Source organism: Sphingobium sp. FG125 (genome assembly GCF_057809795.1).
Genome location: NZ_JBMDKQ010000006.1, coordinates 191,713 through 211,933, shown reverse-complemented (window position 1 = coordinate 211,933; position 20,221 = coordinate 191,713). Strand labels below are relative to the sequence as shown.

Annotated in this window: 14 protein-coding genes and 1 pseudogene; 8 read left to right on the top strand and 7 right to left on the bottom strand. The window is 64.5% G+C overall.

What is annotated here, in order from left to right:
• Nucleotides 1–105 precede the first annotated feature (105 nt).
• A complete protein-coding gene (locus ACODSR_RS08130) occupies nt 106–951 on the bottom strand; it encodes an alpha/beta fold hydrolase (protein ID WP_489075392.1) in 846 nt (281 codons plus the stop codon).
• A 169-nt stretch (nt 952–1,120) separates the two neighbouring features.
• On the opposite strand from ACODSR_RS08130, the gene ACODSR_RS08125 reads away from it, so the two are divergent.
• The 3 genes and pseudogenes from ACODSR_RS08125 to ACODSR_RS08115 form a co-directional block, all read left to right on the top strand.
• On the top strand, nt 1,121–2,254 hold the full coding sequence (locus tag ACODSR_RS08125) for a serine hydrolase (RefSeq protein WP_489075390.1): 1,134 nt from the start codon (nt 1,121–1,123) through the stop codon (nt 2,252–2,254).
• 43 nt (nt 2,255–2,297) lie between these two features.
• The gene (gene polA, locus ACODSR_RS08120; protein ID WP_489075388.1) at nt 2,298–5,078 is read left to right on the top strand and encodes a DNA polymerase I; all 2,781 of its coding nucleotides are present in this window, start codon (nt 2,298–2,300) and stop codon (nt 5,076–5,078) included.
• Nucleotides 5,079–5,199: 121 nt separating this feature from the next.
• Nucleotides 5,200–5,490 (top strand): annotated as a pseudogene (locus ACODSR_RS08115) (GIY-YIG nuclease family protein); the annotation flags it as partial.
• A 95-nt stretch (nt 5,491–5,585) separates the two neighbouring features.
• Here the strand turns inward: ACODSR_RS08115 and ACODSR_RS08110 are convergent.
• Entirely contained in the window at nt 5,586–5,879 is a 294-nt protein-coding gene (locus ACODSR_RS08110; protein ID WP_489075386.1) for a TFIIB-type zinc ribbon-containing protein, read from the bottom strand.
• Between the two features lie 4 nt (nt 5,880–5,883).
• Complete coding sequence (locus ACODSR_RS08105; protein ID WP_489075384.1) at nt 5,884–6,594, bottom strand: Bax inhibitor-1/YccA family protein; 711 nt, start codon at nt 6,592–6,594, stop codon at nt 5,884–5,886.
• A 294-nt stretch (nt 6,595–6,888) separates the two neighbouring features.
• On the opposite strand from ACODSR_RS08105, the gene ACODSR_RS08100 reads away from it, so the two are divergent.
• Entirely contained in the window at nt 6,889–8,406 is a 1,518-nt protein-coding gene (locus ACODSR_RS08100; RefSeq protein WP_489075382.1) for a cysteine--tRNA ligase, read from the top strand.
• Nucleotides 8,407–8,521: 115 nt separating this feature from the next.
• Entirely contained in the window at nt 8,522–11,413 is a 2,892-nt protein-coding gene (locus tag ACODSR_RS08095; RefSeq protein ID WP_489075440.1) for a CHAT domain-containing protein, read from the top strand.
• Between the two features lie 4 nt (nt 11,414–11,417).
• Here ACODSR_RS08095 and ACODSR_RS08090 read toward each other — a convergent pair whose 3' ends face one another.
• On the bottom strand, nt 11,418–13,283 hold the full coding sequence (locus tag ACODSR_RS08090; protein WP_489075380.1) for an ABC-F family ATP-binding cassette domain-containing protein: 1,866 nt from the start codon (nt 13,281–13,283) through the stop codon (nt 11,418–11,420).
• 52 nt (nt 13,284–13,335) lie between these two features.
• Nucleotides 13,336–15,249 carry a potassium transporter Kup gene (locus ACODSR_RS08085; RefSeq protein ID WP_489075438.1) on the bottom strand — a complete coding sequence of 638 codons (1,914 nt, stop codon included), beginning with the start codon at nt 15,247–15,249 and terminating at the stop codon, nt 13,336–13,338.
• A gap of 236 nt (nt 15,250–15,485) precedes the next feature.
• On the opposite strand from ACODSR_RS08085, the gene ACODSR_RS08080 reads away from it, so the two are divergent.
• The 3 genes from ACODSR_RS08080 to ACODSR_RS08070 all read left to right on the top strand — a co-directional run bounded on the left by ACODSR_RS08080 (nt 15,486) and on the right by ACODSR_RS08070 (nt 17,960).
• Nucleotides 15,486–15,770 (top strand): hypothetical protein, encoded by a 285-nt coding sequence (locus ACODSR_RS08080; protein ID WP_489075378.1) that lies wholly within the window; start codon nt 15,486–15,488, stop codon nt 15,768–15,770.
• 199 nt (nt 15,771–15,969) lie between these two features.
• Nucleotides 15,970–17,055 carry a glycoside hydrolase family 68 protein gene (locus ACODSR_RS08075; RefSeq protein WP_489075376.1) on the top strand — a complete coding sequence of 362 codons (1,086 nt, stop codon included), beginning with the start codon at nt 15,970–15,972 and terminating at the stop codon, nt 17,053–17,055.
• On the top strand, nt 17,052–17,960 hold the full coding sequence (locus ACODSR_RS08070; RefSeq protein WP_489075374.1) for an ROK family protein: 909 nt from the start codon (nt 17,052–17,054) through the stop codon (nt 17,958–17,960). Before ACODSR_RS08075 ends, ACODSR_RS08070 begins: the two co-directional genes overlap by 4 nt.
• Nucleotides 17,961–18,145: 185 nt before the next feature.
• On the opposite strand, the gene ACODSR_RS08065 is transcribed toward ACODSR_RS08070, so the two are convergent.
• Together ACODSR_RS08065 and ACODSR_RS08060 are read right to left on the bottom strand one after the other, a co-directional pair.
• Nucleotides 18,146–19,000 (bottom strand): SMP-30/gluconolactonase/LRE family protein, encoded by an 855-nt coding sequence (locus ACODSR_RS08065; RefSeq protein WP_489075372.1) that lies wholly within the window; start codon nt 18,998–19,000, stop codon nt 18,146–18,148.
• A 3-nt stretch (nt 19,001–19,003) separates the two neighbouring features.
• Nucleotides 19,004–20,152: an aldose epimerase family protein gene (locus ACODSR_RS08060; protein ID WP_489075370.1), complete on the bottom strand. Its 1,149-nt coding sequence runs from the start codon at nt 20,150–20,152 to the stop codon at nt 19,004–19,006.
• Nucleotides 20,153–20,221: the final 69 nt, after the last annotated feature.

Here is a 20,221-nt window from a genome sequence, read left to right as displayed (position 1 = left end):
CGCCGGGTCGGCGCCGCGCCTGAAGGAGGAGGAGGAGGGAGGCGCTGAAAGCGCTTCCGGTATCTCCGCTCTAGCCTGGTCCGCCGCGACCCGCTTTGACGCGCGTCAAATATCCTTGAGGAAAGTGCCGAGTGTCGCATGAAAGCGCGCGGGCTGATCGGCCATGACCATATGGCCGCTAGGACCAATCGCCCGCAGCACCGCATCCTTCTTGGGGGCATAGGCCGTGCGGAACCGGCTGGCGATGATGGCGGCCTGCTCGCGGTCCGCGCCGACCGCATAGACCACCTCCAGCGGGACGTTCAGCCGCGCAAGTTGCGGGCCAAGGTCAATATTGGCCAGATCGCGCAAGGCGCTGGCGATCACATCGGGATCGCTGCCCTTAGCTCCAGGTGCCTGCCCGACCATCTGCGCCAGATAGCGCCGCCCCGCCACCGTCCCGGTCAGATAGCCGCCCAGCTGATCGGCCAGAAAGCCCAGACCACTGGCGGTGCCGCCGACCATCGCTGCCCCGGCTGGCAGCATATCGACCACCATCACCCGGCCCGCCACAGCTTTCAGACCCAGCAGCATCGCCAGCGTACCACCCATCGAATGGCCAACGATCGCCGGGCGCTTGAGGCCCGATGCTGTAATGTAACGGGCGATCTCATCGGCCAGCGGCTGGACCAGCGGGCCGCTGACATTGCTTTCCGCCGAAAGGCCAGCAAAACCGCGCACCTGGATCAGATGAAAGCGATAGCCCGGCACCGCGCCCAGCACCCCGTTCCAGATGCCCGGACCGCTGGCGAGGCCGGGGATCAGCAGCACATCTCGCCCCGATCCCCGCACAGTCACCGCGATCCGGCGCGAGACAAAGGGCGCGGCCTGCGCCGTCCCGCTCCACATCAATCCGCCCGCTGCCAGCGCCCCGCCCAGTAGCGCCCGCCTGTCCATGCCTTGATCCATCATGCCGCTCTATTGCCGCTCCGCCGCTTAACCGCAACTGAGCGGACGTTGCTCTATCCGGTTCCCCGTTCAGCCTCCTTACATCGCATTTGTGGAATCATTCGTCGCATCAGCCTTGCCCGCTTGGCGGGTGGCTGCCCCTAAATGGCGCTTATAGAGTGCGGGGAATGGAATGAGATCGAATGAACGCCGGGGCGGTTCTGCGCGCCTGGTCCTGTTGATGGCGGCGCTGTCCGCCTGTGTCAGCGCCCCCGAACCGCGCCCGGCGCAGGCCGCCGCACCCGCGCCGCAACGGGTGCAGCCAACGACCAATACATGGCCGATCCGTGAGGTCGCCAATCCGCCGCTGCCCTATCGCGACATCGACCAGACCGAAACGCCTTCCCCCGCGCTGGTCAGCGTCGTGCGCAATCTTGGCCAGAGCTTCCGGGGCAAGGTTGGTATTGCCGTGCGGCGGATCGGTGCGGACTGGACCGTCGCCTGGAACGGCAATGCGCTCTTCCCGCAGCAAAGCGTGTCGAAACTCTGGGTGGCGATGACCTTCCTGGACGCGGTCGACCGGGGCAAGCTGCGCCTGACCGACACGACCACCATCACCCGTAACGACCTGACCCTGTTCCACCAGCCATCCGCCGCGATGATCAAGGACGGCGGCTGGACCACCAGCTACTCCGACCTGATGCGCCGGGCCATGACCCAGAGCGACAATACCGCCAACGACACGCTGCTGCGCGCGGTCGGCGGGCCGGACGCCGTGCGCGGCTTTCTGGCGCGGCGGATGATCAAGGACATTCGCTTCGGGCCGGGCGAACGGCTGCTGCAATCGGCGACGGCGGGTCTCGACTGGCGGCAGGATTATGCAATCGGGCGCAATTTCTACGCCGCCCGCGCCAAAGTGCCGATGGCGGCGCGGGTGAAGGCGCTGGACAATTATCTCGCCAGCCCGCCCGACGGCGCGACCCCCGCCTCGATCGTCCAGGCGCTGGCCAAGTTGAAACAGGGCGACATGCTGTCCGCCACCTCATCGCGGCTGCTGCTGTCGATCATGTCGGAAGCCAAGACAGGGCCGCAGCGGATCAAGGGCGGGGTGCCGCCGGGCTGGTCCTACCTGCATAAGACCGGGACAGGGCAGGATCTGCCGCCGCGTTCCACCGGCTTCAACGATATCGGCATCATGACCGCGCCCGATGGCACCAGCTATGCGGTGGCGGTGATGATCGGCAGCACTACGGTCAGCATCCCCGAACGCTGGGCGCTGATGCAGGCGGTGGCTAAGGCGGTCGCAGCCAATCACGAGCCGCGATAGCCGGGCTGGAGGGGGAGCAATTTAACCGCTATCCCCCTTCCCCATGACCCAGAATCACCTCTATCTCGTCGATGGCAGCGGCTATATTTTTCGCGCCTATCACCAGCTCCCGCCGCTGACCAACCAGCATGGCCAGCCCGTGGGCGCGGTCTATGGCTATACGACAATGCTGTGGAAGCTTGCCGAGGAGTTGGGCAAGGCGGAAGGCCCGACCCATATGGCGGTCATCCTGGATAAGGGATCGCATACCTTCCGCAACGACATGTACGACCAGTATAAGGCGAACCGCCCGCCCGCGCCCGAAGATCTGATCCCGCAATTTCCCATGATCCGCGACGCGACCCGCGCCTTCTCCCTCCCCTGTATCGAGGAAGCGGGTTATGAAGCCGACGACCTGATCGCCAGCTACACCAAGGCGGCGGTCGCGGCGGGATGGCATGTCACCATCGTCAGCTCAGACAAGGATCTGATGCAGCTGATCCAGCCCGGCGTCGATATGTATGACACGATGAAGAATGAGCGGCGCGGGGCGGAGTATGTCGTCGGCAAATTCGGGGTGGAGCCGCACCTGCTGGGCGACGTGCTGGCGCTGATGGGCGACAGCGTGGACAATGTGCCCGGCGTACCGGGCATAGGTCCCAAGACGGCGGCCAAGCTGATCGTCGAATATGGCGGGCTGGAGGCGGCGCTGGAAGCAGCGCCCGCGATGAAAAAGTCCAAGATGCAGGAAAATCTGATCGCCCATGCCGAAATGGCGCGGCTGTCGCGCAAGCTGGTGGCGTTGCACGATAGCATGGAGTTGCCCGAACCGCTGGAGGATCTGACACTCAAGGGGATTCCCAAGGAGCCGTTGCAGGATTTCCTGACCCATCATGGCTTCAAGACACTGCTCAACCGGCTCGGCGCACCTGCCGCTGCCGTCGCGGTTGCCGCCGCTGCCGCCGCGACAGGCGAACCGGTCGCCGCGCCGGTCGCGCCGCAGGAACCGCCGATCGACCGCAGCCTCTACGAAACCGTGGTGAGCGAAGAAGCGCTCGACCGCTGGATCGCGCAGGCCACCGCCGAGGGGATCGTAGCGGTCGACACTGAAACCGACATGCTCGATTGCGTGTCGTGCCAGTTGGTCGGCGTCAGCATGGCGACCGGGCCGAACAAGGCCTGCTACATCCCGGTAGGCCATGGCGGGCGCGATATGTTTGCCGAAAAGCCGGCGCAATTGCCGCTGGCGACGGTGCTGGCGAAGCTCAAACCCCTGCTGGAGGATGATGCGGTCCTCAAGGTCGGGCAGAATCTCAAATATGACATGACCGTGCTGCGCCGGCACGACATCGCTATCACCCCGTTTGACGACACGATCGTCATGAGCTTCGACCTTGACGCCGGACAGAGCCTGTCGGGCCATGGCATGGACGAAGCGGCGCGCACGCATCTTGGCCATGAGTGCATCAGCTTCAAGGAGGTGGTTGGCACCGGCAAGAGCCAGATCACATTTGGCGAAGTGCCGCTGGACAAGGCGACCGCCTATGCCGCCGAAGATGCCGACGTCACGCTGCGTCTGTGGCGGCTGTTCAAGACGCGGGTAGCCAATGAGGGCGCAAACCGGGTCTATGAACTGGTCGACCGGCCGCTGGTGCCGGTGATCGCGCGGATGGAGCATCGCGGGATCAAGGTGGATCGCGAACATCTCGCGCGGTTGTCGGGCGAGTTTACCGCTGGCATCGCGGCGCTGGAGACGGAGATTCACGAACTGGCGGGACAGTCCTTCGCGATCGGATCGACCCAGCAACTGGGCGCGATCCTGTTCGACAAGATGGGCTATAAGGGCGGCAAGAAGGGCAAATCGGGTGCCTATTCCACCGACGTCACCATATTGGAGCAACTGGCCGCGCAGGGTGCGCCGATTGCCAGCAAAATATTGGAATGGCGGCAGCTTTCCAAACTCAAATCCACCTATACCGACGCGCTCCAGGCGCAGATCAACAAGGATACGGGCCGGGTCCACACCAGCTATTCGCTGACCGGGGCGCAGACCGGGCGGCTTTCCTCGACTGATCCCAACCTGCAAAATATCCCGATCCGCACCGAAGTCGGGCGGCAGATCCGTCACGCCTTTGTCGCTGAACCCGGCAATGTCATATTGGCGGCGGATTATAGCCAGATCGAGCTGCGGCTGGCCGCGCATATGGCCGATGTGCCTGCACTGAAGGAGGCGTTCGCGGCGGGCGAGGATATTCACGCCGCCACCGCCAAAGAGCTGTTCGGCGAGGTCAATCGCGACACGCGCGGCCGGGCCAAGACGATCAACTTCGCGATCCTCTACGGCATTTCGCGCTGGGGGCTGGCCGGACGGCTGGAGATCAGCGCGGACGAGGCGCAGGAGATGATCGCCAAATATTATGAACGCTTCCCCGGCATCAGCATCTATATCAACGAAACGATCGAGAAGGCGCGGGAGCGCGGCTATACCGAGACTTTGTTCGGTCGGAAAACATGGTTCCCGCGTATCCGCGCATCCATCCAGCACGAACGGCAGGGCGCCGAACGCGCCGCGATCAACGCGCCGATCCAGGGGACCAGCGCCGACATCATCAAGCGAGCGATGGCCCGCATGGAACCGGCGCTGGAGGCGGCGGGGCTGCCGGGCGTCAAGATGCTGTTGCAGGTGCATGACGAACTGGTGTTCGAGCTACCGGAGAGCGATGTGGACGCGGCAAGCGCAGTCATCCGCAGCGTGATGGAAAGCGCCGCAGAACCGATCGTCAAGCTGAGCGTGCCGTTGGGGGTGGAGATTGGCACCGGGCCGAGTTGGGGCGCGGCGCATTGAAATGCTGGGAACCAAAGAACAAGTGAAATCCCAACTTTCGCTGGCATGACGGAAAGGAAATTTGTTCCGTCATGCCAGCGAAAGCTGGCATCTCCCTGCCTTTTGACGCAATCTCTCCGCCATGAGGGGCGGCTGGGTCTATATCATGACAAACCGCGCTTACGGTGTGCTCTATATCGGCGTGACGTCAAGCCTGCCGCACCGCGCCATGCAGCACCGCCAAGGCACCGGGTCGGATTTCTGCAGACGCTATCGGCTCGACCGGCTTGTCTATGCGGAGCGGCACGAGACAATCATGGACGCCATCACGCGGGAAAAAGCGATGAAGGCGTGGAAGCGTGCATGGAAGGTCGAATTGATTGAGAGCATCAATCCCAAATGGGTTGATTTGTTCGATACCTTGCATCTCGACCAACGGGCATTGAGAAGAAGTGGGATGCCAGCGTTCGCTGGCATGACGGGGGAGAGGATAGGGGAAAGGCCAGCCCCGCAGGACCGGCCTTTCCATCAATCGAACAACTCCTCCAGAAAGCTCTTCTTTCGTTTCCTGGGATAGCCCCGCCCGTCGTCGCGATAGTCGCGGTCCGGGCGGTAGCTCTGCTGCGCGAAGGGCGCTGGCCGGGCGGGCGCAACCGTGTCACCCGCCGCCCGCTCGATGATCTTGTCCAGTTCGCCCCGGTCCAGCCAAACGCCCCGACATTGTGGGCAATAGTCAATTTCGACCCCTTGCCGGTCTGTCATCGCCAGTCCGACATGACAGACCGGGCAGAGCATCGCCGATACGGTCGCTTGGTCCCGCATCCGCTTACTCCCGCTCGCCGGTCAGGCTGAGCAGCATCTGGAACAGGTTGACGAAGTTGAGGTACAGCGACAGCGCGCCCATCACCTGCATCTTCGCCGCCATTTCATGGCCCGCATAGGCGAAATAGTCCGACTTGATCCGCTGCGTGTCCCAAGCGGTAAGGCCGGTGAAGATCACCACGCCCAGGATCGAGATGACCATCGCCATCGCCGACGAACCGATGAAGATGTTGATCAGGCTGGCGACGATAATGCCGATCAGGCCCATGATCAGAAAGCTGCCCATCTTCGTCAGATCACGCTGCGTGGTATAACCCCACAGCGCCATGCCGAGGAACATGACGGCGGCGGAGAAAAAGGCCTGCGCGATGCTGCCGCCGGTGAACACCAGGAAGATGCTGGCCAGCGACACGCCCATCACGGCGGAAAAGGCCCAGAAGGCCATGCGCGCACCCGCCGTCGTCATCTTTTCGATGCGGAAGCTGAAGAAGAACACGAATGCCAGCGGCGCGAAGATCGCCACCCATTTGAGCGGCGTGCCGAAGATCGCGGCGGCCAGCACCGGCGTATTGCCGATGAACGCCGCGACCAGCCCGGTGATCACCAGGCCCAGGCCCATATTGCGGAAAACGCCCAGCATGTGCGCGCGCAGCCCGGCGTCGGTCTGCGCCGTGCGGGTCGCACCATAGCCCGGCAAAGGAACGCGATTATTCACTTGGGGTCACTCCAATCCATCAAATTGTGGTTCGAGTGGCCCGGTGCGGCCTGCTGCGGCATTTAGGGGGGAACTGCCGCAAAACCTGCACCGGGCGCACCCGATGCGGTCCGACATCACGGCTGGACAAGGGGGGAAGTCCAGCGCGTCAGAGGGGCCCGGCCCGCATCAACCATATTGGGGGAGGAACGCACCGGTGCAAGGGGCGGCCCCCGACGCAACATTTTATTACAAATGGACGGGGCGCACAGGGAGGATTGACCCCCGCGCTGCTTCGCGCCATCGCTTTGCGCCATGTCCGACGACCAGCATATCACCGCGCCGCTGCGCCTGTTCAACAGCCTGACCCGCACGATCGAAGCCTTTACGCCGATCGAGGACAATCATGCGCGCGTCTATAGCTGCGGCCCGACCGTCTATAATTACGCCCATCTGGGCAATTTGCGCGCCTATGTCTTTACCGACACGCTGCGGCGGACTTTGCTGTGGAAGGGGCTGTCGGTCACCCATATCATCAACATCACCGATGTCGGCCATCTGACATCGGACGCCGACGCGGGCGACGACAAGATGGAGGCGGCGGCACGGACCAGCGCCAAGAGCATCTGGGACATTGCCGCCCATTACACGCAAGCGTTCAAGCAGAATATCGCCGACCTCAACATCATCGCGCCCAGCGAATGGACAGTCGCCACCGACTATGTGCCGCAGATGATCGCATTTGCCGAAAGAATCGCACCGGCACATTGCTATGAACTGGAGAGCGGCCTCTATTTCGACAGCGCGACCGTGCCGGATTATGGCGCGCTGGCTGGCGGGCGGGACGATGCCGCCCACGCCCGGATCGATCCGGTCGCGGGCAAGCGCAACCTGTCCGACTTTGCGATCTGGCGCAAGTCGCCGCCCGGCGAACAGCGGCAAATGGAATGGGACAGCCCTTGGGGGCCGGGTGCACCGGGATGGCACCTGGAATGTTCTGTCATGTCGCAAGCGGTGCTGGGTCACCCGTTCGACATCCATACCGGCGGCATCGACCATCGCGAAATCCATCATCCTAACGAGATCGCCCAGAATCAGGCCTTCCATGCCTGCTGCGGCCCGGACGTGGGCGCGGCGGAAGCGAACTTCACCGGCGCACGCTGGTGGATGCACAATAATTTCCTCGTTGATCGAAGCGGCAAGATGAGCAAGTCGAAGGGCGGTTTCACCACCCTCTTTTCGCTGATCGACGCGGGCGTGCATCCACTGGCCTATCGCCTGCTCTGCCTGGGCGCTCATTATCGCAGCGAACTGGAATTCAGCGCGGAGGGTGTCGGCGCGGCGCTGACCCGTCTGAAGCGGCTGGTCATGGGCGTCGAGGGTTTGAAGGCCCGCGCCGAAGGGGTGACGTGGCAATCGCCCCGGCTCGACTATCTGCGCGCCAACATGCACCCCAAGCTGGCACCGCTGCTGGAGCAGTTTGACGCAGCGATCAGCGACGACCTGATGACGCCGCGCGCGCTGCCGCTGCTGGAAGAGGCGATTGCGCTCAAGAAGGTGCCGGTGGATGAGAAACTCTGCCTGATCGCGGCGTTCGATGCGGCGCTGGGCCTCAACCTCATGACCCTGACCCGCGCTGACTTGCGATTGCAGCCGAAGGATGCGCAGATCATGCCGGAGGAGATTGACGCGGAACTCGAACGCCGTGCCGCGGCCCGCGCCGACAAGGATTTCGCGCTGTCGGACGAGATACGCGACGCGCTGATCGCGCGCGGGGTCGATGTGATGGATGGCGATCCGCTGCGCTGGGACTGGCGCCTGTCCCTGGCGTAACGTCCCGGCGCAAACGCTTGTAACTTGACGCCAAAGCCTCCGCGCCCGCAAAGCATGTCGCAGGGGCAGAGTCGGGGGACGGGCGATGGGGCTTAGGGCAGGCAGGATAGCCATGATGCTGGCGCTGGCGGCGGTGCCGTCGCTGCCTGTTGCCGCCCAGATGGTCGCGGGCTTCAGTGCCACCGATCCGCGCCACGCCCATTTGCGCGCGCTCGACCAAAAAGCGACGACCCTGTTCGAGAATGACGATTTCGCCCAGTCGATGTCGCAAAAGACCCGCGACGCCTGGGCCGCGCTGCGCGACGCGGGGATGAAGGTCAAGGTCGCGGGCCATCCGCACCCGATGGCGGGCGTCGGCCTTATCAAGCTAGGGTCGATGGATCAGATTGAGGGCAAGAACCCCTCCGCCCTCACCAATGTCGATAAGGGGCTGGCGCTGATCGCGCCGTTCCGCGACGCCTATCCCATCCCCTGGCTGGAGGGCATGTCGGTCAAGGGCTATGTCCAGTCGATGACCGGCGATGTCGCCGCCGGGGCGGAGACGCTGGCGCAGGCGAGCGCTTATGCCGACGTCTATTTCGCCCGCGTCGGGCCAAAGGCGCTCAGCGAAGCCGACTATATGCTCAAGTCCAACATCGCCTTTTCCCATGCGCAGGCGCTGTCGCGGCTGGGGCGCAATGGCGAAGCGGTCGATGCCCAGCGCGCCAGTCTGGAGGCGCGGACCACCAGCCTTGGTCCCAACCACCCCGACACGGTCGCCGCCACTTACACCTACGCGCAGATGCTGTTCCGTGCGGCGCGCATGGCAGAGGCAGAAAAATATGCGCGGCTGGCGGTCAACACCGCGACCGACCATGTCGATCGCAAGCATCCCAGCTATCATCGGTCGCTGGAAATGCTGGGCCTGCTGCTGGCGCGCACCGGGCGACGGATCGAAGCCCTGGATTATATGGAGCGCGCCATCGCGATCAAGCGCGAGACGATGGGGACCAAGAGCCTCTTCTACCATTTCGGTCTCTATAATATGGCGGGCGTGCTGCTGCCGCTGGAACGCTATGACGATGCAGAGCCGCTGTTTCTGGAGGCGGAGCGCGGCTTTCGGGCGGTGGAGGGGGAGAATAGCCCGCAACGCGCCCGCGCATTGGCCTTCGCGGCACTCTCCAGCGCTGCACAGGGACGACCGGACGAAGCGATCGAGCGCGCGCGCACGGCCATGGCCCGCGTCCGCACCCCGACGGCCAGCGATCGCGACATGGGCCAGCGCGTCTATCCGCTGCTCGTCCCGGCGCTGATCGCGACCGGGCAGGGGGACGCTGCGCGGATAGCCGCTGCCGATTATCTGCGCGAAACCCGGCAGATCGACAATGCGCCTGCCTTCGCACTGGCCAACGCGGCGATGCTGGCGGCCTGGGCGCAGGGGGGCGATGCCGTCACGGCGGCGCGGCAAATGGCCGGACTGCTGCGCGAAAGCCAGTCGCTCGACGATGATGGCGACCTGAATGAAGATCAGCGGGCAGCGCTCGACACGATCCTCAAGATCGCGGTGCAGGCGCATGACCCGGCGCTGGCGCTGGACGCGATGGCGATCCTGGCGGGGTCGCGCATTGCCCAGGCCAACCGGCTGGTGGCCGAACGTCTCGTTGCCGATCCCGCCCTCGCCGCGCGGGTCCGCACCCTGCAGGACAGACTGAAGGCGCTGGCCAGCGCGGACAGCGCGCTGCTCAAGGCGCTGGCGACCGACAAGGATGTCGAGGCCGCCCGCCTGGCCCGCGCCACGGTGGAGAATATTGTCGAGGCCGAACGCGCCGCCATCGCCCGCGACTATCCCCGCTGGGTCGAGGCGCGCGGCGGCGTGCGGCCCGACCTGGCGACTTTGCGCGCAGGACTGGCGCAGGATGAAGCGCTGCTGGCGGTGATGCCGGCCTTTGACGGGGTCTATCTGCTGGCGGTCAATGCCGATGGCGCGACCGTTGAGCGCACGAGGTTGGGGCGCGCGGCCATGGTCGCACTGGTCGACCGGCTGCGCGGCGCGATGACCCCCAGCGGCTTCGACCGGACGGCGGCGCATAATCTCTATGCCCAGATTTTCACGCCCACGATCCTCGCCCGGCTGGGCAAGGCAAAGGCGTTGCGGATTGTGCCGACCGGTGCCTTCGCCTCGCTGCCCTTTGCGATGCTGCCGCAGCGGCCCGTCGTGGCGGTGGACCGGAATACGCCCTGGCTGATCCGCCGCTTCGCGATCGAAGTGCAGCCCGGCTTTGCCACCAGCACTGCGGCACCGCAGCGGATCGCGATGCGCAACCAGAGCTTTCTGGGCGTCGGCGCGCCTGACGCCTTTGCGACCACGGCCAAGCCCGCCGCGCCCGTCCTGCTCGCCGCCAACCATTATTTTCGCGGCGGCACGGCGGACACGACCGCGCTGTCGCAACTGCCGCCGCTGCCCGGATCATTGGCCGAACTGCGCGCCGTGGCGGATCGCTTCGGCACCGACCGCGCCACCCTGCTGGTTGGCGCGCAAGCGAGCGAGGCGGCACTGCGCGGGCAGGATCTGGCCCCTTATTCCGTCATCCTGTTTGCGACCCACGGGCTGGTCAGTGGCCAGATGGAGGGGGTGACCGAACCCGCTCTGGTCCTGTCCCCGCCCGCCCCCGGCACCGGCGACGACGGGTTGCTGACCGCTTCGGAGGTCGCGGCGATGCGGATCGGCGCGGACTGGGTGATCCTGTCCGCCTGTAACACAGCGGCGGGCGACAGCGCGCAGGCACCGGCCTATTCGGGGCTGGCGCAGGCGTTCCGCTATGCCGGGGCAGGATCGCTGCTGGTGTCGCACTGGCCGGTGCGTGACGATGCCAGCGCCTTCGTCACGCTCGAAACGGTGAAAGCCGCCACTGGGGGAACCCCGCGCGCGGTCGCCCTGCAAAAGGCGATGCTTAAACTGATACGGTCAGGTCGGCCCGACGCAGCGCAACCCTATATCTGGGCACCGTTCATTCTGGTCGGGCGCTAAAGGCTCAGCCCGCCTCCAACGCCGCGCCCGCTTCCATCCATATTTCTTCGGCCGCTTCCAGCTTCTTTTCCACGCCTGCGCGCTTCACCATCAACTCGCTGGTGGTCATCTTCGCTTCCGCCCCGGTCGCGGCCTTGGGATCGAACAGCACGGCGTCGATCCGTTTGCGCTCGGCGATCAGCGCCGCCATTTCCTTTTCGGCGCGCGAGACGGCGTTTTTGAGCGCCTTCTGCTTTTCCCGCCATTCAGCCGCCGCCTTCTTGTCGGCCTTGCGATCGACCTTGGGCGCGTCGCTGCTGCTGTTGCCGTCGGCCTTGCGCAGGACGATGTCGGTATAATCCTCCAGGCTGCCATCGAACGGCTGGGCGGTGCCGCCATCAACCAGCACCAGCCGGTCGGCGACCAGTTCGATCATGTGCCGGTCATGGCTGACGATCACCACCGCGCCATTATAATCGTTGAGCGCCTGCACCAGCGCCTCGCGACTGTCGACGTCCAGATGGTTGGTCGGTTCATCGAGGATCAGCAGATGCGGCGCATCGCGGGTGATAAGCGCCAGCGCCAGCCGCGCCCGCTCACCACCCGACATGCTTCCGACCTTCTGGATCGCCCGCTCACCCGAAAAGCCAAAGCGCCCCAGCTGCGCCCGCACCGCGCCGGGCGTCGCGCCCTTCATCACGCGGGTCATATGTTCCAGCGGCGTGTCGGTGACGTCCAGTTCTTCGACCTGATATTGGGTGAAATAGCCGACCTGCATCTTGGACGAGCTTTGCATCTGCCCTTCCATCGGCGCGAGTTGCGCCGCGATCAGGCGGGCCAGCGTCGTCTTGCCATTGCCGTTGCGGCCCAGCAGCGCCAGCCGGTCGTCCGGGTCGATGCGGAGGTTGACCCGGCGCAGGATCGGTGTTTCGCCATAGCCGACCGCCGCCATGTCCATGGTGATGAGCGGCGGGCGCAGTTCGGGCGGGCTGGGAAAGCTGAACGCCAGCGTGGGATCTTCGATCGCCGCGGCAATCGGCTGCATCCGCGCCAGCGCCTTGGCGCGCGACTGGGCCTGTTTCGCGGTCGAGGCGCGGGCGGAGTTGCGCGCGACATAGTCCTGCAATTTCTCGCGCTCGGCCTGCTGCTTGACCCGTGCCGATTCAAGCTGGGCGAGGCGCTCGGCCCGCTGCCGCTCGAACGCATCATAGCCGCCGGGATAGAGGGTCACCTTGCCGCCCTCCAGATGGAGGATGTAATCGACGACATTGTTGAGCAGGTCGCGCTCATGGCTGATGACGACCACCGTGCCGCGATAGGCTTTGAGGAAATTTTCCAGCCACATCGTCGCTTCAAGGTCGAGATGGTTCGAGGGTTCGTCGAGCAGCAGCAGGTCAGGGTTGGAGAAGAGCAGCGAGGCAAGCGCGACGCGCATCTTCCAGCCACCCGAATAGCTGTCGAGCGGGCGGCCCTGCATCTCCTCGTCAAAGCCAAGGCCGACCAGGATGCGCGCGGCGCGGGCGGGCGCGGTATAGGCGTCGATGCTGGTCAGCCGCTCATAGATATGGCCCAGACGATCGGGGTCTTCGGTATGCTCCGCCTCCGCCATCAGCGCGGCGCGTTCCTTGTCCGCCTCCAGCACCGTTTCGAACGGGGTCGCCGTGCCGCTGGGGGCTTCCTGCGCAATATAGCCCAGCCGCGTGTCGCGCGGCATGTCGCAACTGCCATCGTCAGGATCGAGCTGGCCGATCATGACTTTCATCAGCGTGGACTTGCCCGCGCCGTTGCGCCCGATCAGGCCGACTCGGCTGCGCGGAGGAAGCGCCGCGCTGGCGCGGTCGAGGATGATGCGGCCACCAAGGCGCACGGTGATACCGTTAAGATTGAGCATGGGCGCGCTTTAGCAGGAAGCCGCGCGCAGGGAAGGGGGTTGCGCCCCTATCTCAAATCTCCACCTGCGAACCCAGTTCGACGATGCGGTTGGTAGGCAGCTTGAAGAAGTCCATCGGGCTTTCTGCGTTGCGGATCATCCAGGCGAACAGTTTTTCCCGCCAGATCGCCATGCCGGGCCGCTGCGATGGGATCAGCGTCTGGCGGCTGAGGAAATAGCTGCTGTCGACCACCCCGATCGGCCCGCCACAATCGCCGACCGCCTTGAGCGAGGCGGGAATATCGACCTCCTCCATAAAACCGTGGCGCAGGATCAGGCGGTAAAAGCCATTGCCATGGTCCGCCACCTGCACACGGCCATCCAGCGGCAGATGCGGCACGCCAAGCGTCCGCACCGTCAGGATGATGTTGCGTTCATGCAGAATGCGGTTGTGCTTCACATTGTGAAGCAAAGCGGGCGGCACGCCTTCGGGCGTAGATGACAGGAAGATCGCCGTGCCCGGCACCCGTGGCAACGAATCGCGCGTCGATCGGATAAACAGCTCCAGCTCCATCGCCCCGTCGCGCAGCCGGTCGCGCATGATCCGGCGGCCCGTAGCCCAGGTCGTCAGGATGACGAATGCGATGGCCGCCACCAGCAGCGGGAACCAGCCGCCATCGGGTATCTTGGTTGCGTTCGACGCGAAATAGAGGCCGTCAATGATCAGGAACAGGCCGGTAAGCCCGCCCGCCAGCAGGGGGTGCCAGCGCCATACGGCGAACGTCAGCACCCCCATCATGGCGGTGGTGATGACCATCGTGCCAGTCACCGCAATGCCATAGGCCGCGGCCAGATTGGTCGAGCTGCCAAAGCCCAGCACCAGCAGGATGACGAGGACCAGTAACACGCGGTTGACCAGCGGCAGGTAGATTTGCCCAGCCGCGCTGGCGCTGGTGTGGAGGATGCGCAGGCGTGGCAGGAAACCCAGCTGCACCGCCTGTTGCGTCACTGAAAATGCCCCGGAAATCACCGCCTGGCTGGCGATGATCGTCGCCAGCGTGGCCAGGATCACCAGCGGCAGTCGCGCCCATTCCGGCGCCATCAGGAAGAAGGGGTTGGCCGCCGTCGCGGGATCGTCCAGCATCAGCGCGCCCTGCCCCATATAGTTGAGCAGCAGGCACGGGAGGGCAGCATAGAGCCAGGCGAGGCTGATCGCCCTGCGCCCGAAATGACCCATATCGGCATAGAGCGCTTCGGCCCCGGTCACCGCCAGCACAACCGACCCCAACGCCAGAAACGCCAGGTGCGGATCGAGCGTGAAGAAGCGCACCGCGTAGAGCGGATTGACGATCGCGATGATCTCCGGGTGCCGCCACAGGTTTGTGATACCCAGCACCGCCAGTACCAGAAAATAGACGACCATCACCGGCCCGAACAGCGCGCCGACCTTCGCGGTGCCGTGGCGCTGGATCAGGAACAGGCCGATCAGGATCAGGATGGCGACAGGCAGCACCAGCGGCGTCAGGCTGGCCTGCACCACGGTCAACCCCTCCACCGCCGACAACACCGAGATGGCCGGGGTGATGATCGCGTCGCCATAGAAGAGCGCGGTCGCCAGCACGCCCAGCATCGCAATCGCCGGGGTCCAGCGCGTCTCCCCCATGCGCCGCCCGATCAGCGCCAACAGCGCCATGCTGCCACCCTCGCCATGATTGTCGGCGCGCATGACGATGAACACATATTTGACCGTGACGACCAGCATCATAGTCCAGAAGATCAGCGACAGGACGCCATAAATATGCAGCGGATCGACGGCGAGCGGATGATGGCCGACGAAACTTTCCTTGAGCGCATAGAGCGGCGACGTGCCGATATCGCCGAACACCACGCCCAGCGCGCCCAGCGCCAGCGTGGGCAGGCCAGCCTGCGGTCCGCTATGTTCGGCCGATGCCGCCTCGGCCAAAATCCCGTCCGCTTGCGATTGCATCGCCATATGTCCCTGTTCAACCCTTTACCGCCGACATGACATGGAAATGCATTCAATCTCCATGGCAGGAACGACGCTTTGGCATAGTATCTGCGTATGATTTTGCGCCATAGCATGGCTATACGTGCCCATTCCTACGTAATTTCAACGCGGCCTGCCCGTTCCCGCTCTCGTTTTGCTATGCGGTCATCGGTAAATGGGATGCCTCCTGTTCGACATTGCAGAGGCTGGTTTTCATGTCCCATTGGCATCCCCGTCCCGCCGCGCGGATCGGCCTGCGCCTGCTTGGCCTAGGCCTCATCGCCAGCCTTGGCTCGCAGGGGCGGCTGCTGCACCAGCTGGTCGACCGGTCGGTGGGCGTCACATTGGCGCAGTTCGCGCTTGCCGCCACTGCCTTTGTCAGCGCCAGCCTGGGGATGACGCTGCTGCTGCTGGGACCCGATCTGTGGAAGCCGGTCCACGTAGCCCCGCGCTGGACCCGTCGTGATCCACCGACGCCAACGCCGGGAAGGCGTACCTGAACCACGCGGCAATTTTCTTCTTGCAAACGTTTGCCTAAACGCTATATGCATCCTCCATGGCCCGAAACCACCGACAGGTCAGGGTCCAAAAGAGCATTTCGGTCAGGTGCCCATCTGGCTGGAATTGGGGAGGAAGGCGCCGGCAGGACTGCACGCTTGAGGGCGCCTTCCTTCTCGCCCTGAGAGGAAGCCTGAGAGAATGAGCAGTTGGACCGCAGCGCATGTCGCCGCCATCGCGCCCGACGCGCCGACCGCGCCGATGATCGGCGCGCATCATGTCCGTCCGGTTGCCGACAATCTCGACATTTGGGATGCTTGGCCGGTACAGCAGCGTGACGGGACGCCGATCACACTGGCGGACGGGGCGCAGCTGTGGATGGCGCTCGCTGCTCCGCATTTTCCCGACCCTGACGAGCGCCATGGTCATGCGCGGATCCATCTGTTCCATTTTCAAGACGATCGCTGGTCGCATGTCGGCGTGGCGATGCCCGATGGGTTTTCGCCTGGCAGCCGCGAATGGTCCGGCTCGGCGATACGCGATGACGCCAGCGGCGACATAATCCTCTATTTCACCGCAGCGGGTCGCAGGGACGAAGCCGCACCCAGTTTCGAGCAGCGGATGTTCAGCGCCCGCGCCCGGCTGAGCGAAGCGGGCGGGCTGACCGACTGGCACGACCTAACCGAAATCGTCACGATGGATCCGGCTTATTATATGTCGACCCGCGAGGGGGGTGGCATCGGCACGATCAAGGCGTTCCGCGATCCGGCCTATTTCCGCGATCCCGCCGATGGCCGCCATTATTTGTTCTTCGCCGCGTCGCAGGCTGGATCGGCCAGCGCCTATAATGGCGTGGTCGGCATGGCCTGCGCTGATCCGGCAACCCCGGATGACTGGGTGATCGCGCCGCCGCTGCTATCAGCCGATGGCCTGAACAATGAACTGGAACGGCCGCATATGGTCGTTCATCAGGGGAGCTATTATCTCTTCTGGTCGACCCAGCGCCATGTGTTCAATCCCGACGGCCCGACCGGTCCCACCGGTCTTTACGCGATGGTTGCCCCGACCGCGCACGGTCCCTGGCGGCCGGTCAACGGCAGCGGGCTGCTGTTCGCCAATCCAGCCAATGCGCCGGCGCAAAGCTATAGCTGGATGGTATTGCCGGACCTGAGCGTGACCAGCTTCATCGACAATTGGGGTGGTGGTGAGGAGCGCCGTTTTGGCGGCACTTTTGCGCCCTTCCTGCGCCTCTGGCTGGACGGTGATCGCGGCGGGGTCGCCGCATGAGCGATCCGCTGGTGGCCGGGGTCGAGCTGGGCGGCACCAAGATGGTCGTGCTGCGGGCGCGCGGGCGGGAGATTGTCGATCGGATGACGATCCCGACCACGAATCCGGCAGCAACGCTGGGCGCGGGGGTGGAACTGCTAACCCGCTGGCAGGCGGAAGAGCCATTCGCGGCGCTGGGCATCGGGTCGTTCGGCCCGCTGCGGCTGGACCGAAACGCGACCGATTTCGGCCATATGCTGCCCACTCCCAAACCCGGCTGGACCGGCGCGGATATTTACGGCGTGCTGAGCGCGGCCCTGCCCTGCCCGGCAGCGATCGACACCGACGTCAACGGCGCGGCGCTGGCCGAGGCGCGCTGGGGGGCGGGCGCAGAGGCGGATGCGCCGTCCGATTGCCTATGCTATCTGACGATCGGCACTGGCCTGGGTGGCGGCTTTGCGCTGCATGGCAGGCCACTGCACGGCGCGATGCACCCGGAACTGGGGCATATACTGATCCGCCGGGCGCCGGGCGACAGCTTCGCGGGCGCCTGCCCCTTCCATGGCGATTGTATCGAGGGGCTGGTGAGTGGCCCGGCGCTGGCGACGCGCTTCGGTGTGTCGGGGGACAGAATTGCGGCGGATGATCCGCGCTGGGACGATGTGGCGCATGACATCGCCCAACTGGTCGGCACGATATTGCTGACCACGGCGGCGCGGCAGGTGCTGATTGGTGGCGGAGTTGGCATGGGTCGAAGCGACCTGCTCGACCGGGTGCGAGAAAAGGTTGTGGCGCAATTGAGCGGCTACCTGCCCTTCGTCGATGCCGGCAGCATCAGGAGGATCGTTCGGACGCCAGTGCTGGGGGATCAGGCCGGGCCGCTGGGCGCGGTCGCGCTGGCGATGGATCTGATAAACCGACAGTGAGCTGGACATATGTTAAGGGAAAAATCGTCCCGGACAGCCTTTGGCGCGTGCAGTTCGCCGCATGGCTGTCCGGGATCACAGCGTTATGTGCATTGGAGATGACATGACAACGCTGTCCAAGCGCATTAAGCAGATTCTAGCGCCCAGTTCAATCGCCTTTTATAAGGTCATGCATCGATCACGCCTCAGCCCGCAAACAGATGAGTCGGCACTCCGCGCGCACCGCTATCAACCTCGAAGAAGCCGCCATCAAAAGACGTCGCGTCCAGGCCGATGGCGGCGGAGCTGACGAACATGCGGTCCAGAGCGGGTCCGGCGAAGGTGATGTTGGTGACTTGTCGCGCGGGCAGGTCGATGGAGCGGTCCAGAGCGCCGTCGGGGGTGAAGCGGCTGATTCGTCCGCCGCCCCAATGGGCGACCCAGATGTGCCCGTCCGCATCCACGGTCATCCCGTCGGGATAGCCGTCCGCATCGGTGAAATGGATGAAGGGCTGGCGATCGGCGATCCCGTCCGCCGTGCGGGTAAAGCGGTACATGGTCCGGCGCGCCGTATCGCTATGGTAGAGCCATTTCCCGCAGGGCGAAAAGGCCGGACCGTTAGGGACGCGATAGCCCGTGTCCATCTGCTGCCAGACAAGGTCGGGGTTCAGCCGGTACAGCGAACCGCTGTCCTGTTCTTCCGCCATGTCCATCGTGCCGCACCAGATATTGCCCTGCGCATCGGCTTTGCCGTCATTCATGCGATTGTTGGGCAGGTCCGGTTCCGGGTCGCCGATCGGCGTGATCGTCAGCGGGTCTAGACTGATCGTCGCGAAGCCGCTCTGGAACCCGCCGATAAAGCCGCCGCCCGCCCGCTCGGCGACCCAGCCCAGTGGTTCGGGCATCGCCCAGCGTTCGACCGTACCGCCGTCAAGCGACAGCCGGTTGAGCGCGGGCGCAAGGATATCGACCCAATAGACCGCATTGTCGCGCGCCGACCAGAGCGTCCCTTCGCCCAGCGTGTCAGCCACATCGCGCTCGATCATCTGCCATTGCGCCATGGATCAGCGCTTGACTGAGAGGCGATAGACCATCGCATGATGATAGGGCTTGCCCGGATCAACCCGCGCCGACACGAAATTGGGCTTGTTGGGCGCGTCGGGGAATTTCTGCGGCTCCAGCGCGATGCCGTCGCCCATGCGATAGAGATGCCCGCCCTTGCCGACCAGCGTGCCGTCCAGGAAATTGCCCGCGTAAAATTGCACCCCCGGCTCGGTCGTCAGCACCTCCAGCACCCGGCCCGATGCCGGGTCTTCCAGCCGCGCGGCCAATTCCGGCGTCTTGGTCACGCCCTTGTCCAGCGCCCAATTATGGTCATAGCCGCGCCCGGCAACGATCTGCGGATCGCGCCCGTCGCGAATGCCGTCAGCGACGCGGCGGGGGGCGCGAAAATCGAACACGCCGCCCTCCACCGGCTTCAACTCACCGGTCGGGATCAGCGCGGCATCGACCGGCGTATAGGCCTTGGCGGGGATCGTCAGCAGATGGCCAAGCGCTCCGTCCGGCGATCCTTCGCCAGCCAGATTGAAGATCGCATGGTTGGTCATGTTGACGATCGTGGGCTTATCCGTCTTGGCGTCAAATATGATGCCGAGATTGCCGTCTTCGTCCAGCGTGTAAGTGACGCTGCTATCCAGCTTGCCCGGATAACCCGAATCGCCATCCGCGCTGGTCAGCGTCAGCACCAGCGTCGCGACCGGTCCGCTCTTCACTGACGCGACTTTCCAGACCTGCTTGTCGAACCCCTTGCCGCCGCCGTGCAGTGTGTTGGTCTTGTCGTTGAGCGGCAATTGATAGGCTTTGCCGTCAAGCGAAAAGGCACCGCCCGCGATGCGATTTGCATAGCGGCCCACGGTCACACCGAAATAATTGGGATGATCGACATAGTCTTTGAGGTCGTCGTAGCCGAGCAGGATGTCCGCGATTCTGCCATCCTTGTCCGGCGCAGACAGCGACTGGAGCGTCGCGCCATAGGTCAGGATCTTCGCTGTTACGCCCTGATTGTTGGTCAGGCTGATAACCTCCACCGCGGATCCGTCCGCCAACGTGCCGGCAGGGGTGCGGCTGGCTTCGGCGGCGAGGGCGGACACGCTTGTCAGCGCAAGCGCTACTCCATATGACAGCGTTGTTTTCATGGTGGCGACGTTGTGCATGGGGCTTCCTCTTATGACCGTGACCCATTGACGGGCGGTTTCGGGGAATATACTCAGACAAAATAAGCG